The 15,927-nt window shown below is 74.8% G+C and carries 13 protein-coding genes; 10 read left to right on the top strand and 3 right to left on the bottom strand.

Features of this window, described 5'->3' with window-relative positions; all coding sequences use genetic code 11:
- The first annotated feature begins 131 nt into the window (after nt 1-131).
- From KBX06_RS13720 to KBX06_RS13710, 3 genes are all read left to right on the top strand, one after another.
- Nucleotides 132-1,973, top strand: coding sequence for an ABC transporter (locus KBX06_RS13720; RefSeq protein ID WP_210834883.1), 1,842 nt, complete (start codon nt 132-134; stop codon nt 1,971-1,973).
- Nucleotides 1,970-3,655: a GTPase gene (locus tag KBX06_RS13715; protein WP_210834882.1), complete on the top strand. Its 1,686-nt coding sequence runs from the start codon at nt 1,970-1,972 to the stop codon at nt 3,653-3,655. Before KBX06_RS13720 ends, KBX06_RS13715 begins: the two co-directional genes overlap by 4 nt.
- Nucleotides 3,656-3,768: 113 nt before the next feature.
- Nucleotides 3,769-4,989 carry a hypothetical protein gene (locus KBX06_RS13710; RefSeq protein ID WP_210834881.1) on the top strand — a complete coding sequence of 407 codons (1,221 nt, stop codon included), beginning with the start codon at nt 3,769-3,771 and terminating at the stop codon, nt 4,987-4,989.
- 16 nt (nt 4,990-5,005) lie between these two features.
- Here KBX06_RS13710 and KBX06_RS13705 read toward each other — a convergent pair whose 3' ends face one another.
- A complete protein-coding gene (locus tag KBX06_RS13705; RefSeq protein WP_210834880.1) occupies nt 5,006-5,599 on the bottom strand; it encodes a phosphatase PAP2 family protein in 594 nt (197 codons plus the stop codon).
- A gap of 156 nt (nt 5,600-5,755) precedes the next feature.
- Entirely contained in the window at nt 5,756-6,598 is an 843-nt protein-coding gene (locus KBX06_RS27785) for a hypothetical protein (protein ID WP_247685807.1), read from the bottom strand.
- Nucleotides 6,599-7,152: 554 nt separating this feature from the next.
- On the opposite strand from KBX06_RS27785, the gene pdhA reads away from it, so the two are divergent.
- The 5 genes from pdhA to KBX06_RS13675 all read left to right on the top strand — a co-directional run bounded on the left by pdhA (nt 7,153) and on the right by KBX06_RS13675 (nt 14,126).
- Nucleotides 7,153-8,328, top strand: coding sequence for a pyruvate dehydrogenase (acetyl-transferring) E1 component subunit alpha (gene pdhA / locus KBX06_RS13695; RefSeq protein WP_210834879.1), 1,176 nt, complete (start codon nt 7,153-7,155; stop codon nt 8,326-8,328).
- Nucleotides 8,328-9,317: an alpha-ketoacid dehydrogenase subunit beta gene (locus KBX06_RS13690; protein ID WP_210834878.1), complete on the top strand. Its 990-nt coding sequence runs from the start codon at nt 8,328-8,330 to the stop codon at nt 9,315-9,317. Before pdhA ends, KBX06_RS13690 begins: the two co-directional genes overlap by 1 nt.
- A 5-nt stretch (nt 9,318-9,322) precedes the next feature.
- Complete coding sequence (locus tag KBX06_RS13685; protein ID WP_210834933.1) at nt 9,323-10,780, top strand: dihydrolipoamide acetyltransferase family protein; 1,458 nt, start codon at nt 9,323-9,325, stop codon at nt 10,778-10,780.
- A gap of 304 nt (nt 10,781-11,084) precedes the next feature.
- The gene (locus tag KBX06_RS13680; protein ID WP_165947779.1) at nt 11,085-11,222 is read left to right on the top strand and encodes a hypothetical protein; all 138 of its coding nucleotides are present in this window, start codon (nt 11,085-11,087) and stop codon (nt 11,220-11,222) included.
- A gap of 342 nt (nt 11,223-11,564) precedes the next feature.
- On the top strand, nt 11,565-14,126 hold the full coding sequence (locus KBX06_RS13675; protein ID WP_210834877.1) for a hypothetical protein: 2,562 nt from the start codon (nt 11,565-11,567) through the stop codon (nt 14,124-14,126).
- Nucleotides 14,127-14,216: 90 nt separating this feature from the next.
- Here KBX06_RS13675 and KBX06_RS13670 read toward each other — a convergent pair whose 3' ends face one another.
- On the bottom strand, nt 14,217-14,879 hold the full coding sequence (locus KBX06_RS13670) for an XRE family transcriptional regulator (RefSeq protein ID WP_307854616.1): 663 nt from the start codon (nt 14,877-14,879) through the stop codon (nt 14,217-14,219).
- 444 nt (nt 14,880-15,323) lie between these two features.
- On the opposite strand from KBX06_RS13670, the gene KBX06_RS13665 reads away from it, so the two are divergent.
- Nucleotides 15,324-15,638: a hypothetical protein gene (locus tag KBX06_RS13665; RefSeq protein ID WP_210834876.1), complete on the top strand. Its 315-nt coding sequence runs from the start codon at nt 15,324-15,326 to the stop codon at nt 15,636-15,638.
- Nucleotides 15,638-15,883 (top strand): flavin reductase, encoded by a 246-nt coding sequence (locus KBX06_RS13660; protein WP_210834875.1) that lies wholly within the window; start codon nt 15,638-15,640, stop codon nt 15,881-15,883. Before KBX06_RS13665 ends, KBX06_RS13660 begins: the two co-directional genes overlap by 1 nt.
- Nucleotides 15,884-15,927: the final 44 nt, after the last annotated feature.

Genomic DNA, 15,927 nt, shown 5'->3' with positions numbered 1-15,927 from the left:
AGTTGAGTGAACTTGACTCAATAGTGCCACGCCCCGCGAAATCGTCAAGTCGAGGTTGAGTCGACCCCACGCAACCCCAGGTTCGCGCCGATCGGTTGTCTTCCGTTGCGTCGGTCGGGCACGCTTTAGCGGTGACGACGCACGGCGATCCCGCCACCCCGGCCGGCACGCCCACCGTCGCAGCCCGCACCGGCCCCACGGACGCCGGGGAGGACCGGCCCGCCACCACCGGGGACGACAGCCTGCCCGCCGCACTGGCCGGCCTGCGCGCCGCGATCGGGGCGGCCCGGTTCCCGCTCGCGCTGCCCTCCGCCGAGCCCGCCCGGCGGGCCGGCGGAAGCCTCACCGACCAGCTCGACGACTACCTGCTGCCCCGGCTGCGCCGGCTCGACGCGCCACTGCTCGTGGTGGTCGGCGGGTCCACCGGCGCCGGCAAGTCCACCCTGGTCAACAGCCTGGTGCAGGCGCGGGTGAGCGCCTCCGGGGTGCTCCGCCCGACCACCCGCTCCCCGGTGCTGGTCTGCAACCCCGCCGACTCCGGCTGGTTCCGCAAGGGCGAGCTGCTGCCCGGCCTGACCCGCACCACCGAGCCCAGCGAGGATTCGCGCACCCTGCAACTGGTCACCGCCCCGGCCCTGCCCGCCGGGCTGGCCTTCCTCGACGCCCCCGACATCGACTCGGTGGTCGACGCCAACCGGGCCCTGGCCGGCCAGCTCCTGGCCGCCGCCGACCTCTGGCTCTTCGTCACCACCGCCGCCCGCTATGCCGACGCCGTCCCCTGGGAACTGCTGCGCAGCGCCCGGGCCCGGGGCGCGGTCATCGCCATGGTGTTGGACCGGGTGCCCCCGGAGGCGGCCGACGAGATCGCCGCCCACCTGTCCGAGATGCTCGCCGCGCAGGAACTGGGGGCGGCCCCGCTCTTCGTGCTGCCGGAGACCTGGGTCGACGGGCAGGGCCTGCTGCCCGAGCGCGTCACCGCGCCGCTCGCCGCCTGGTTCGCCCGGTTGGCCGCCGACGCCGACGCCCGCGCCGCCGTCGTCCGGCAGACCCTGGACGGCGCGCTGGCCGCACTGCACCCGGCGGTGGAAGGGCTCGCCGACGCCGCCGAGGATCAGGTCGGCGCCGCCGACGCACTGGACGAGCGGGTGCGGGCCGCGTACCGGGGGGCGCACCGGACCGTCGAGCAGGGGCTGAAGGACGGCCGGCTGCTCCGCGGCGAGGTGCTCGCCCGCTGGCAGGAGTTCGTCGGCACCGGCGAGTTCTTCCGCACCCTGGAGGCCCGCATCGGGCGGCTCCGGGACCGAATGGTGGCAGCGGTCACCGGCCGGCCCGCGCCCGCGTCCGAGCTGCGGGACGCGATCGAGTCGCAGCTCGTGACCCTGCTGCGGGGAGTCGCCGCCGAGGCGGCCGAGAACGCGTACACCGGGTGGAAAGCGCATCCCGCCGGGGCGGCGCTGCTCGGGCCGGAGCTGGCCCACCCCGCCGCCGACCTGCCCGAACGGGCCGAGCGGCTGGTACGGGAATGGCAGCGTGGCGTGCTGGAGCTGGTCCGCGCCGAGGGCGGCGACCGCCGCTTCGTGGCCCGCACGGCCGCGTACGCGGTCAACGCCACCGGGCTGGCCGTGATGATCGCGGTGTTCGCCTCGACCGCGTTCATTCCCACCGGGCTGGAGGTGGCCACCGGGGCCGGCACGACCGTCGCCGCGCAGACCGTGCTCCAGGCGATCTTCGGCGACCAGGCCGTGCGTACGCTCGCCGCCAGGGCCCGGGCCGACCTGCTGGCCCGGGTGCGGGCCCTGCTCGACGACGAGGCCGAACGCTACCTGGACCGGACGGCGCAGGCCCGGCCCGCCACGGACACCGCGGAGGCCCTGCGCGGCGCCGCCTACCGGGTGGAGATCGCCCGCAACCGCAGCGGCCTCGCCGGCGCGGCCGCCGCGGGCCTGCCCGGCACCGAGGGTGGAGCGTCATGACCAACATCGTCGGGCGGATGCGCGAGGCGCTCCGCGGGGACCAGCGGGTGGACGCCGACGCGCTCGTCGCCCGCCTCGACGCCGTACGCCGCTTCCTCACGGTCGTCGACGGCCACCTGCCGGACGCGCAGCTCGTGCCGGCGCACACCCTGGTCGAGCGGGCCGGCACCCGGCTGGCGCTCTCCCGCGACCACACCGTGGTGGCCCTCGCCGGCGCGACCGGGAGCGGCAAGTCCAGCCTGTTCAACGCGCTCGCCCGGATGGAACTCTCGACGGTCGGGGTGCGCCGCCCCACGACCGGCGTCGCCCACGCCTGCGTCTGGGGGCCGCTCGACGGCGGCAACCGGCTGCTCGACTGGGTCGGCGTGCTGCCCCGGCACCGCTTCGTCCGGGAGAGCGTGCTGGACGCCGACGACGAGTCCGCCCTGCACGGGCTGATCCTGCTCGACCTGCCCGACTTCGACTCGGTGCAGCGGTCCCACCGGCTGGAGGTGGACCGGCTGCTCGGCCTGGTCGACCTCGTGGTCTGGGTGGTCGACCCGCAGAAGTACGCCGACCGCGTCATCCACACCAGCTACCTGAGCGAGTTCCACCGGCACCGCGACGTCACCCTGGTGGTGCTCAACCAGGCCGACCGACTGCCCCCGGCCGAGCTGCCCCGGGTGCTGGCCGACCTGCGCCGGCTGCTCGACTCCGACGGCCTCGACGGCGTACCGCTGCTGGCCACCACCGCCGTCGAACCGGCGGGCATGGCCGGGCTGCGGGAGGCGCTGGAACGCACGGTGGCCGAGCGGCAGGCCGCGCTGCGGCGGCTCCAGGGTGACGTCGACGCGGTGGTGTCCGGGCTCGACGAGCTGGTCGGAGGCGCCTCCTCGACCGGCGGGCCGGACGAAGCCGCCGTCACCTCGCTGCACCGGGCACTGGCCGGCGCGGCCGGGGTACCGGCGGTCGCCGAGGCGGTCGAGCGGGCGTACCGGCACCGGGGCGCCGCCACCACCGGCTGGCCGCTGGTGCGGGGCTGGCGGCGACTGCGGCCCGACCCGCTGCGCCGGCTGCACCTGCCCGGCCCGGCCGCCGGCCGCGACGAACCGGCGGAGAGCCTGGTCGCCGCGACCTCCGTACCCGACCCGACCGCCGCCCAGCGCTCGGCGCTCGGGCTGGCGATCCGGTCGGTGGCCGACCGGGCCGGGGCGGACCTGCCCGCCTCCTGGCCGGCAGCGGTCACCGCCGCCGCCCGGTCCCGCCTCGGCGACCTGCCGGACGCGCTGGACCGCGCGGTGGCCGGCACGGACCTGGGCATGGACCGGCGACCGCTCTGGTGGCGGTTCGTCGGCGCCCTCCAGTGGCTGGTGACCCTGGCCGCGCTGGCCGGGCTGGGTTGGCTGGCGCTCGGCTACGGGCTACGCGCGCTGGGCCTGCCTGCGCTGGAACACCCGATGGTCGGCGAGGTGCCACTGCCCACCCTGCTACTGCTGGGAGGCCTGCTCGCCGGGCTGCTGGTGGCCGTCCTGACCAGGCCGATCGTCCGCTGGGCGGCCCGACGGGCCCGTCGTCGGGCCGAGCGGCGCCTCACGGCCGCGGTGGCGGCAGTCGGCGAGGACCACGTGCTGACCCCGGTGCGGGCGGTGCTCGCCTCCTACGCCGGGGCCCGTACGGCGCTCGAGGAGGCCGCCGGCCGCTGAGCCGGAAACCCGTCCCCCGGCAACCGCAGGTCGGCGGCGTGGCGCCACGACGCGGGCCGGACGCTCGGGGCGCTCGTACCGTCCCGGGGCGGGCGGCGGCGTAGGGTCGGTGGATGGCAACGCCTCAGACCCCGTACGACGCGGTGCTGCACGCCGCCCGCGACGTGGCCAAGCTGGACAACGCCCTCGACGCGGAGATGCTCGGTGCGGCCCTGCTGGGCAGCGTCTACTCGGTCGCCGAGACCGAGCGGGACGCCGCCGTCCGGGACTTCGTGGCCGGTTTCCTGGCCGCCACCTCCCGCCGCCGCTCGGCCGCGGCGACCACCATCCGTTCCGTCTTCGCCGCGCTGGTGCCCGACGCCGAGGGTGCCGGCCGGGTCCGTCCGGGCGCCGCCACCCCCGCCTGGGCCGCCCAGCTCGGCCGCGTGCACCTGACCGGCTGCTGGGCCTACGGCGACGTGTACGGCGACCAGACCTCCTACCTGGCGACCTTCGCCTACGACGACGAGGCTGGCGGCTCGGCGCACGCCGTGGTGACGCTGCTCGACCACAACATCGGCATCACCAAGGACGTCTTCGTCGGCGGGCCGCCCGAACGGATCCTCGACCAGGTCCGGCAGATGTGCGCCGGGGACGAGCTGACCTGGTTCCGCGACGAGGAGCCGGTCAGGATGCGCGCCGAGGTGAACCGTCACCTGGCGATCACCGACGGCCTGACCGAGCTGCCCGGGGAGGGCTCGCTCGCCACCGACCGCGCCCTGCTCGGCGCCCGGCTGGCGCTGCTGCCCCAGGCGGCCGGGGCGGCCCCCGCGCCCGCCGAGCCGCTCTCCGCCGCCGAGCGTACGGACCTGGTCCGCCGGTTCCTGGCCTCGCCCGAGGCGGCCCGGTTCGGCCTGGACGCCATCGACGGGGCGGAGCTGGCCTCCCTGCACTTCTGTCTCAGCCTGCTGCTGGATCACGCGGCCAGCTTCCCGGACGCCGAACCGATGCGGTGGAGCCCCACCGTGGCCGGGCTGTTCCTGCTCGACTGGGTGCACCGGCGCGCGGTGCTGGACATGGACGACGCCGCGCTGCTGCCCCGGGTGCTGCGCGCCTGGGCCGCGTACGCCGCCCGCAAGCGCGGGCTGCCCGAGCAGGCGGCGGCGCAGATCGACACGGCCATCGAGGAGATGGTGCCGGAGTTCGCGCGCCTCTACAGCACGGGCGAACGCCGCAGCCCCGCCACGGCCGCCGTGGCGCAGCTCATGGCCGACGGCGTCGACCCCGACGACCCGGCCGCCCTCAGCGCCTGGATCGAGGCCAACCGCCACCGCCTCACGGACGACCCCGCCTGACCCCCTCTCCCCGCTCTCAGCGGAGGGGGGCGAAGACCAGGGCGGCGACCAGGGCACCCAGGGCGAGCCCCGCGACCACCTGGGGCACCGTGTGGTCGCGCAGGCGGACCCGGGACCAACCGACCAGTACGAGCAGCGGCGCCGCCGCCAGCGACCGGGCCCCGAACGTGAGCACCAGTACGACGAGGCTGCCGGCGGCCACCGCCGAGTGGATCGACATCTTCCACCAGTGGCTCACCGTCACGGCGACCACCAGCCCGACGAGCCCGGCGGTGGCCAGGGCCAGCACCGGGCGCGGTGCGCCGAGCACCGCGAGCAGGGCCAGCCCGGCGGCGACCGAGCAGAGCCCGATCAGCAGCGGGACCCGGCGCTGCTCGCGGACCCCCACGTGGTGGTCGGTCAGCCGGCCCCGGCGCACCCCGCCGAGGATGTACGCGAACGGAATGCCGCTGACGAAGAGCGTGGCCAGCAGTCCCCAGGCCAGGCCGTGTACGCCGCCCCGGCCGCTGCGCCAGCCGACCGCCAGCGTCAGCGCCGAGACCAGCACGGCGGGCGCGGTCAGCTCGGTCACGAACCGGGCGAGCCGGAGGGTCGGACCGGGTCGTGGCACGACGGCCGGACGCCGCTGGGGTCCCGTGCCCGAACCGCCCGATCCGCTCAGCGTCCCGCCTCTGCTCCGTCCCGGGCCGCCGCCCGGTGCCGTCCCCGTCCGCACCGGCACTCCGGCGTGGCCGGGACCCCGGCGTGGCTCACCTGCCGTCGACCGTCACCGTACCCGCGAGGGACCGTCCCGGTGCCCGCTCCGGCCGGGACCGCCGGCCGGAGCGGTGCCGACGAATTGGCCGGGACCACCGCTGCGACCGGCGTCGACGCTCGGACCGGGGTCGACGCTCGGATTGGCGTCGGCGCTCGGACCGGCGTCGGCGGGCGCGCTGGCGGTCGGGTCGTCCGGTGACGGGTTCGCGGGGTTCGCGGGGTTCGCCGTGGGCTCGGGCGGCGGCAGCGAGAGGCTGCTCGTCGGCTCCACCGACGTCGGCTCGTCGGTCGGCGTGGGCGCCGGACTCGGACTCGGGCTCGGGCTGGACGAGGGCTTCGGCGACGGGCTCGGAGAAGGCCGCGGGGACGGGCTCGCCGGGGGCGGCGGGACAGGTCGGCCGCCGGGCCGGGGCGGCGGCGGGGGCTTCGGACGCGCCGCCGGGGCGGGGGCCGGCGGCGGGGCCGGCGCGGCGACGATCGGCGTACGCGGGAAGGGCACGACGCTCCGCCAGTCGCCCGGGGTGGCCACGGCGGGTGACGGGGTGGACGGGGCGAGCGGCGGCTGACCCGTCGCCGGCACCGGGATCACCACGGGACCGATCGAGGGGGTCGGCAGGAACGGGGTGCTGCTGTCCGGCAGAGCCGTGCTGCCCACGGTGGCAGAGCCGGAGGTGATCGCGGCGAGGACCGGCATCGACGCGGTGCCGGCGAGCAGCGCCACCGTGAACAGGTAGCCCCGCGACGGCCCGCCCTGGCCGGGGGCCCGGTGCGCGCCGACCAGTCGACGGTAGCCGCCGGCGGCACGGTGCCGGCCGAGGAACGGAGTGGCGGGATCTCGACCTGGCTCGGACACCACGCACTCCTTTTCGTCGGCCCGGGTGGCGGACGGGGTCGTACGGGGGGCCGTCCCGAGCGTTCCAGGGCACCGCCCGGACGCGGAAGCGGCAAAACCGCCCGACGCGGGCGATCCCGCGCCAATCAGCCTGGACCAGTGACGCTGCGTCAGCCAACCCCGCACAGCGTGTCGACACGCGTATCTGGCCGAACGGTGACGAACCATCGCCGGATCGGCCGCGCGTCGATGCAACGGACACCGGGCGCTTCGTGCAACGAAGCGGGCCGTCGCCACGGCCCGGGGAAGGCGCACTGTGGGCGCGCTCACGTGTGATGCGAATATGGACCACGACGGCAACGCAGCCACGACCTCCGCGCACCCTCGCGGCAGGCGCGGCTGAGCGCCGGCGCTCCCGAACCGGGTTCGGCCAGAATCCGGCTCACGCCGCGCGGCAACCCCCACCGGGGCTAGGCGCGGCCGCCAGGAACCCGTCCGGCACCAGCCGGGCAGGCGCACGAGTTGCGCGGCCGGGTGACCCCCCGGTGCCGACGCAGACAGACAGGGAGAGACGGATGGCAAAGGGCGACCCCGGGGTCTCCGGTCGTGGCCGACGGGCCGCACCCCGGTCCAGGAAGGGCACGACCGGCGACCCGCAGCTGGTGCAGTTGCTCACCCCGGAGGGTGAGCGGATCGAGAGCGCGACCGGCCCGGACGGGACCGAGTACCGCGTCGACTTCACCGACGAGGAGTACCGCGGGCTCTACCGCGACCTCGTGCTGGTCCGCAAGCTCGACGCCGAGGCCACCGCGTTGCAGCGCCAGGGCGAGCTGGGCCTGTGGGCCAGCCTGCTGGGCCAGGAGGCCGCCCAGGTGGGCTCCGGACGCGCGCTGCGTACGCAGGACATGGCCTTCCCGACCTACCGGGAGCACGGCGTCCTCTACTGCCGGGGCATCGACCCGATCATGCCGCTCGGCCTGTTCCGGGGCGTCGACCAGGGCGGCTGGGACCCGAACGAGTTCAAGTTCAACATGTACACGATCGTGATCGGGGCGCAGACCCTGCACGCGACCGGGTACGCCATGGGCGTCCACATGGACGGCAAGACCGGCACCGAGGACGGCGAGGCGGTGATCGCCTACTTCGGCGACGGCGCCACCAGCCAGGGCGACGTGAACGAGGCGTTCGTCTGGGCCAGCGTCTTCAACGCCCCGCTGGTGTTCTTCTGCCAGAACAACCAGTACGCCATCTCCGAGCCGCTGGAGCGGCAGACGAGGGTGCCGCTCTACCAGCGTGCGGGCGGCTTCGGCTTCCCCGGCGTACGGGTGGACGGCAACGACGTGCTCGCGTCGTACGCGGTGACCCGGCACGCGCTGGACAACGCCCGGCTCGGCCAGGGCCCCAGCCTGATCGAGGCCTACACCTACCGGATGGGCGCGCACACCACCTCCGACGACCCGACCCGCTACCGGATCGCCAGCGAGGTCGAGGCCTGGCAGGCGAAGGACCCGATCGCCCGGATGAAGGCGTTCCTGACCAACCAGCAGATCGCCGACGCGGACTTCTTCGCGGCCGTCGACGAGCAGGCCCGCACCGAGTCGGTGCACCTGCGCGAGCGGGTGCTCGCCATGCCCAACCCGGAGCCGGTGACGATGTTCGACCACGTCTACCCCAACGGGTCCCCCGAGCTCGACGAGCAGCGGGCGCGGTTCACGAATTACATGGAGTCGTTCGAGGGGAGCGCCCACTGATGGCCACGGAGACGCTCACCCTCGGCAAGGCCCTCAACACCGGTCTGCGCAAGGCCCTGGAGAACGACCCGAAGGTCGTCATCATGGGCGAGGACGTCGGCAAGCTCGGCGGCGTCTTCCGGATCACCGACGGCCTCCAGAAGGACTTCGGCGACCAGCGGGTGATCGACACGCCGCTGGCCGAGTCCGGCATCATCGGCACCGCGGTCGGCCTGGCCATCCGCGGCTTCCGCCCGGTCTGCGAGATCCAGTTCGACGGCTTCGTCTACCCCGCGTACGACCAGATCGTGTCGCAGGTGGCGAAGATGCACTACCGCTCGCAGGGCAAGGTCCGGATCCCGATGGTCATCCGGATCCCGTTCGGCGGCGGCATCGGCGCGGTCGAGCACCACTCGGAGTCGCCGGAGGCCTACTTCGCCCACACCGCCGGCCTGAAGGTGGTGTCCTGCGCCAACCCGCAGGACGCGTACACGATGATCCAGCAGGCCATCGCGTCGGACGACCCGATCGTCTTCCTGGAGCCGAAGCGACGCTACTGGGAGAAGGGCCCGGTCGAGCTGGACGCCCCGCTGTCGGGGGCGTACCCGCTGCACTCGTCCCGGGTCGTGCGCACCGGCGCGGACGCCACGGTGCTGGCGTACGGTCCGATGGTGCGCACCTGCCTGGACGCGGCGACCGCCGCCGCCGAGGACGGTCGGGAGCTGGAGGTCATCGACCTGCGTTCGCTCTCCCCGCTGGACCTGACCGCCGCGTACGAGTCGGTGAGGCGCACCGGCCGCTGCGTGGTCGTGCACGAGGCCCCGGGCAACCTGGGCCTGGGCTCGGAGATCGCGGCCCGGATCACCGAGGAGTGCTTCTACTCCCTGGAGTCCCCGGTGCTTCGGGTCACGGGCTTCGACACCCCCTACCCGGCTTCCCGGGTGGAGGAGGAGTACCTGCCCGACCTCGACCGGGTGCTCGACGCCGTCGACCGCACCTTCGGGTGGTGAGCGGCATGTCGCGGATCAAGGAGTTCAACCTGCCCGACCTGGGCGAGGGCCTGACCGAGGGCGAGATCCTCGCGTGGCTCGTCAAGGTCGGCGACGTCATCGAGCTGAACCAGCCGATCGTCGAGGTGGAGACGGCGAAGGCGGCCGTCGAGATCCCGGCGAAGTGGGCCGGCCAGGTGCAGGCGATCTTCCACCCGGAGGGGAGCACGGTCGAGGTCGGCACGCCGATCATCGCGATCGACACCGACCCGGGCGCCGGGCCGATCGAGGCGTCGACGACCGGTGCGCCGGCCGCCGCCCTGCCGACCCCGTCGGCGGCATCGCTGGCCGCCGTTCAGGTGGCGCCCAGCGAGGGCGCGGTCGAGCCGGGCCTGATCGGCGGTCCCGCCCCGGGTGGGCGTACCGCCGTGCTGGTGGGCTACGGCCCGCGCACCACGGCGGCCAAGCGCCGCCCCCGCAAGGGTGACACCCCGGTGCCGGCGCAGGCGGCGGCCCCGGTGGCACCCGTCGCGCCGGCGTCACCCGCCCCGGTGGCCACCGGGCCGTCGAACGGTCACGGCCCGGCCGGCGGGCCGGTGCTGGCGAAGCCGCCCGTACGCAAGCTCGCCAAGGACCTCGGCGTCGACCTCGCCACGTTGAGCGGGTCGGGACCGCTGGGCTCGATCACCCGTGATGACGTACAGCGTGCGGCGAGCGCGGCCACGACGGCCGCCGAGCCGCTCGCGGTGTCGGCTCCGGCCACGGCCGTCGCGAGCTTCGGCGCGGACCGCGAGCAGCGCATCCCCGTCAAGGGGGTACGCAAGCTCACCGCCGAGAACATGTCCCGCTCGGCGTTCACCGCGCCGCACGTCACGGAGTTCCTCACGGTCGACGTGACCCGGGCGATGAAGGCCCTGGACCGGCTCCGCAGCCGGCGGGAGTGGCGCGACGTGCGGGTCTCGCCGCTGCTGCTGGTGGCCAAGGCGGTGCTGCTGGCGGTCAAGCGTCACCCGATGGTCAACTCGACCTGGGCCGGCGACGAGATCGTCGTCAAGGACTACGTCAACCTGGGCATCGCGGCGGCCACCGAGCGCGGGCTGATCGTGCCGAACATCAAGGACGCCGGCCGGCTCTCGCTGCGCGAGCTGGCGGACGCGATGACCGACCTGGTGCAGACGGCCAAGACCGGGAAGACCTCGCCGGCCGACATGTCGGGCGGCACGCTGACGATCACCAACGTCGGCGTGTTCGGAGTGGACACCGGTACGCCGATCCTGCCCCCGGGCGAGTCGGCGATCCTGGCCTTCGGCGCGGTGCGTGAGATGCCCTGGGTGCACAAGGGCAAGGTGAAGCCGCGTCAGGTCACGACGCTGGGCCTCTCCTTCGACCACCGGATCATCGACGGTGAGCTCGGCTCGAAGTTCCTGCGCGACATCGGGGAGTTCCTGGCCGATCCGGAGGCGGCGCTGCTCGCCTGGACCTGACCGGTCTCGACACCAGCCACGGCCGGTGTGCACGGGTTGACGCCCGGGCACACCGGCCGTTTCCGTCGGGGAGCGGGTTCCCGCCGGACACGCCGTGGCTGTCCGTGGGGGAACGGACAGGTTGCCGCCCGACGTCCCAGCCGCCTCCAGCAGACAGACGGAACGTCGGCCTCAGAGCCTCCACACCTTCGATTGTTCGGCTGGTGTCCCAGCTCACCTAAGATTCGTTGGAATTTGCGCTCGCCGTCGGGTTCAATGGAAGACGTCAAGGGGCTGACAACCGAATAGCCAGGAGGAGAGACCCGTGAGCATGATCGAGCGAATCCGTAACCGCCGCGACGCCAACCGCCGCGCCCGTGCCATCGAGCACGCGCTGCGCTCCGCCAACTCGCCCGCGGTCCGCGAAGAGATCCTCGCCATCGCCCAGCGTCACATGAGCTGACGCCCCGAACCTCTCTCGCCTCCTCCAGATCGATGACCCGCCCGGTCCGCCCGGGCGGGTCATCGGCGTTTCGCAGCGGTTGACACCGGGATTCCACCTCGCCCCAGCGCCCGGTACGGTGGGCTTCGGTCGTCACCCGCCGACCCGGAACAGTCGAGTCGATAGAAGCCGCTCGACATCGTCCGGCCACGGGGAGTGACGGTCGTGCTCCCCGGACGCCCTCGGGCGGTCACCCGATACGGTGCGGGGAGCCGGCACGGCCGGTACACCGGCGACGCCGGCCACCCTGCCGACAGGACCGATCGGCAGCGGCGGCCGACAGGTGATGGAGGAGGCGCACGCATGACGTCCGAGGGCACGCACCACCCCGGCCAGCAGCCGGACGAGGTGTCGCCGGGCGCCGGCGGACCGGCGCCGTACGGCGACCGCCCGGCACAGCAGGACAACGGATACGGCGCCGGCGCCCCCGATCTGGGCTGGGCGCCCCCGCCCCCGTCGGGCCGACCGAACCCACCCACCTGGGGCCCGCAGGGTGAGCAGCAGCAGGCGCCCACGTGGGCCACCCAGGCGCCACAGCAGACCGACCCGGCCCAGCCCGGCCAATGGGGGCCGGCCGGCGGTTCGCCGCAGCCGGCGTGGCCTGGCGCGCAGGAGCAGTCCGGCCCGGCCTGGGCCGCCGCCGCGCCGCCGCCGCAGCCACAACAGCCGCACGCCGCCCCGGAGCAGCCCGCGTCCTGGGCGCCGGCCGAGCAGGCGCCCCCCGGCTGGGCCCAGCCCGAGCCCGCCGCCCGAGGCGCCGCCCGGGTCCCCCAGGCCCCACCCACCCCGCAGCCCTGGCCCACCCAGGACGACCCCTCCCGCTCCGGCGGCTGGAACGCCGAGTCCCCTCAGGACCCCGCCAACGGCTGGAACGCCGCACAACAGCAGGACACCCCCGACCGCCCCGACGGCCGGAACGGCACCGGGCAGCAGAACGAGCCCAACCCCTCCGACGGCGGCTGGAACGGCCCCGGGCAGCAGCAGGGCGAGCAGACCGGCTGGGACGCCGGTGCGGAGCAGCGTCCGGGCGGGAACTGGGCCCCCTCCCGCGACGACCAGTCCCCGGGCGACGAGTGGCCGGCCCGCGACGAGCGCTCGGCACGGGGTGCCGCCTCCGTCCCCCCGCAGCCCGACGACCGGGACGCCAACGGCTGGGCCGCCGCAGTGCCCACCTCCACCCCGCCCGGCCGCGCCTCCCTCCCGGTGCCCGGCGACGGCGAGCCGAAGCCGTGGGATTCCGCCTCGGCGAACCTGCCGCAGCGGGGCACCGAGCGCCCGGCCGTGACGGACGTCGAGCCCTGGTCGGCGGACGAGGCATGGGGTCGCGCGGAGGCGGGCGAGCCCGCCCCGGCCCGGGCCGGTAACGGCTGGGATCCGGAGCGGGCCGAGGAGCCGCCGAGCTACCAGCCCGCACCGGGGCCCGGCATCTCGCCGGCAAACGCCGTGCCGCTGCCGCCGCAGGAGCAGCGGGTGCCCGGCGCCAGCCTGGCCGCCGCCCCGCCGACCGACTACGGCCCGCCGGCCCAGTTCGCCCCCGAGCAGCCCGGCCGGGACGACGCCCGGCCCGCGTACGAGCAGGAGCAGCCGGCCTGGGCCCGGGCCGGCTCCCGACACGACGAGCCGCAGTCGCCCGCCGGTCCGGTGGTCCCCGCACCGCGCACCTCGCCCGAGTCGGGCGGGCGGGCAGCCGTACCCTCGCCGGAGGCTGCCGATCCGGCCGCCGGCAGCGTGTCGGCGAGCGCCTCGGTGCCGCTGGCCAGCCGGGTCATGCCGCCGACCGACCAGGGCCTGCGACCGGCCGGTTCGCCCGCGCCGCAGCCCCGGGTGTACGGCCGGCCGGCCCGCCCCGAGCCGGCGGACGAGCCGGAGCAGGACGCCCCGATCGGACACCGGCCCGACCACTCGCCGGCGCCCCACTACGGGCAGGGGCCGGATCCGCGCTTCGATCAGGAGCCGCGCTTCGACCAAGGGCAGGACGACCGGTTCGGCCAGGGCCCCGAGGCCCGGTTCGACCAGGGCCGGGACGACCGCTTCGGCCAGGGCCCCGAGGCCCGCTTCGGCCAGGGCCCCGACTCCCGGTTCGACCAGGGCCAGGACGACCGGTTCGGCCAGGGGCCCGAGACCCGCTTCGACCAGAGTCCGGAGGCTCGCTTCGACGACCGGGACCGGGCGCCGAGCGGGACGGCCGTCTTCGGCGCGGTCGCCCCGATGGCGCCCGCCTCGCCGGCCGCGCCCTCGGCCTTCCCGCCGGGCGTGCCGTCCTTCGTCGACGCGCCGGCCAGCGACCGGCCGGTGAACGGAGTCCGGCCGCACGACAGCGCGGACCGACCCGCCGACCCCTTCGGTGCGCCAGCAGCCGGCGGCGCGGCACCCGGCTACGGGACCGCCCCGACGGCCGAACCCGCGCCGGGCGGCGCGTTCCCGCCCGCGTTCCCGCCGCCCCCGCAGCAGCCCGGCCCCTGGGACCAGAGCGGCCCGGAGCAGGAGCAGAACCGCTTCGACTCGTTCAAGCCGATAGCGGAGCCGAAGACCGAGGCACCCACGCCCAAGATCCGCAACGGCCGGGTCCTCGCCGCGGTACTCGTCGCGGCGGTGCTCATCCTGGCGGTGCCCCTGGGCCTGCTCATGCTGCTCGGCAAGGTCGGCGGCGACGACCCGGCTCCGGCGTTCGACCCGGCGGTCGGCAGTTGCGTCAAGAAGTCGGGCGAGAGCGCGGCGGCGGCGCAGTGCGGTGAGGCGGGCGCCTTCACCGTGGTCTCCAAGGTGGAGACGAAGGACAAGTGCGCCGACCCGACCCAGCCGCACGTGGAGCTCAAGGGCGGCGGGACCAACCGGTTCCTCTGCCTCAAGCCGGCAGGCCAGTAGCCGACAACGACGACGGCGGGGCCACGGAAGATTGTGGCCCCGCCGTCGTCGTTGCGGATGGGGGACGGGCGCTTGCGGGAGTCTGGTCGGTCAGGCCCGGTCGGCGACCTGGGCGTCCGTCCACAGAGCCTCGAAATGCTCCACGTAGCGGTCGAATGCGCCGCCGCCGTTACGGCGGCGCAGATGCAGGGTCACCGAGTCCTGGCCCAGGCCTGCGCCGATATGGGTCGCCACGATCGCCTCATCGTCGAAGATCCAGACCGACATCGCGACATGGCGGTCGGTCATGCGGATCGGCAGATCTTCTGGAGACTTCGCGATCTCCGCCTGCGTCGTGGCAATACGCGTGGCAAGGGTTAGCGGCGTATCTTCGATCCGCTCACGACTGGCGGTGACCGAACTGGCCGGGTCGCCCAACAGAAAACGAACGTCGGCGCCCTCGCGCACCTTCGTGCCGAGCGTGACAGCCGCGTTCGGCACCTCCAACCAGACGAAGTAGCTGGTGTATCCGCCAAACCACAGTCGCGCGCGGGCCCGCCCGATCAGTTCACCGAACAGGGAGCGCGGAAGGTCGGATCGGCGCGGGTACACACCCACGATCTCGCGGTCTGCCCCTAGCTTGACCGCTCGGCGAACAACATCAGGCCACAGCACATCTGCATCCTTACCCAGCACCGAGGCAACACGCACTCGCGATCGAGGGTGAGGAAGGCGACCGCGGCTGATCCACCGCTCGACCGTCTTCGCGTCCACCTCACACCTCGCAGCGAGATCGGCGGCCGTCAGGCCCGCCACAGCCAGAGCCTCACGTAGGGCGTCGTTCCTGGGCACAGCAGGGGACCTTTCCTAGACGTCCCCCGATGGTCTCACGGCAGCGGTTCAACCGTCCGCAACTGACTGGAAGCGTTCCGCAGTGGATGGCGTGAGCCGGTGGAGGCGAGGGAGCCCGCCGGTCGCGCTGCGGGGCTGCCCCGGCGAGCAACCGGGGTGGCCCCTCCCACCAGCCGCCGAACGAGGGGGAGCGATGCCCGAGAAGAGGCCACAGCCGACACCCACGCCGAAGAACGACCCACCGCCGGCCCGCCCGGTCGTCCCGGGGCCGATCGGTCCGTTCGTCCCGCCGTACCGGGGCCCTGGCCGAGTGAGCAACGTCGTCCCCGCGTCGCGCTGGGCCGTCCGGCGCAACCGGGGCCCTCGATGACCGCCCGGACAGTGCCTCCCGTACGGAAGCTGCGGGCCGGCGAGGTCCTCAACCTGACCCGGTCCGCGTCCCCGCAGTTCGTGACCCCGATGTGCGTCCGCGTGATCCGCGAGCTGCCCGAGCGGCACCCGCCGTACGGCTGGCTGTGGTTCGAGGGTTACCAGCTCGACGCGAAGGGCGCCACCGTGGCGAAGCGTGAGCTGTTCGTCCTGCGCGCGGGCCTTGAGTGGCTCGTCACCCCGCCGGCCCCGGCGCGGCGGCCCACCGCTCTCCGCCGGGTGACGCCACGCTCCCGCGTGGTGGCGGGCTGATGGCCCACGTCCGCGCCCACGTCCCCAGCCGGCCCACCTGGCGCTGTCGCGCCTGTGGGGTGGCGTGGCCCTGCTCGACGGCGAAGCTCCTCCTTCTCGCGAAGTACCGCGAGAACCGCGACGCGCTGATGATCCACCTCGGCGAACTGTGCGCGGAGGCAGCCGAGCAACTGGCCGAGCTGGATCAGGGCAGTCCGCCGGCAGACCTGACGGCACGCTTCACCGGCTGGGCCCGCCCCCGCTAGGCCCGACTCGCCGCCTGTCGTCCGGGTCACGGTGTCCGGCTCGG

Source organism: Micromonospora sp. C31, from assembly GCF_018070575.1.
GTDB lineage: Bacteria > Actinomycetota > Actinomycetes > Mycobacteriales > Micromonosporaceae > Micromonospora.
The sequence above is the reverse complement of the archived record's forward strand: the minus strand, read 5'-3'. Positions and strand labels throughout refer to the sequence as shown.

What these genes read in the sequence shown, in the direction of transcription:
- KBX06_RS13715 (WP_210834882.1), top strand. Translation starts at nt 1,970, where the DNA reads ATGACCAACATCGTCGGGCGGATGCGCGAGGCGCTCCGCGGGGACCAG.
- KBX06_RS13710 (WP_210834881.1), top strand. Translation starts at nt 3,769, where the DNA reads ATGGCAACGCCTCAGACCCCGTACGACGCGGTGCTGCACGCCGCCCGC.
- pdhA (WP_210834879.1), top strand. Translation starts at nt 7,153, where the DNA reads ATGGCAAAGGGCGACCCCGGGGTCTCCGGTCGTGGCCGACGGGCCGCA.
- KBX06_RS13690 (WP_210834878.1), top strand. Translation starts at nt 8,328, where the DNA reads ATGGCCACGGAGACGCTCACCCTCGGCAAGGCCCTCAACACCGGTCTG.
- KBX06_RS13685 (WP_210834933.1), top strand. Translation starts at nt 9,323, where the DNA reads ATGTCGCGGATCAAGGAGTTCAACCTGCCCGACCTGGGCGAGGGCCTG.
- KBX06_RS13675 (WP_210834877.1), top strand. Translation starts at nt 11,565, where the DNA reads ATGACGTCCGAGGGCACGCACCACCCCGGCCAGCAGCCGGACGAGGTG.
- KBX06_RS13665 (WP_210834876.1), top strand. Translation starts at nt 15,324, where the DNA reads ATGACCGCCCGGACAGTGCCTCCCGTACGGAAGCTGCGGGCCGGCGAG.
- KBX06_RS13660 (WP_210834875.1), top strand. Translation starts at nt 15,638, where the DNA reads ATGGCCCACGTCCGCGCCCACGTCCCCAGCCGGCCCACCTGGCGCTGT.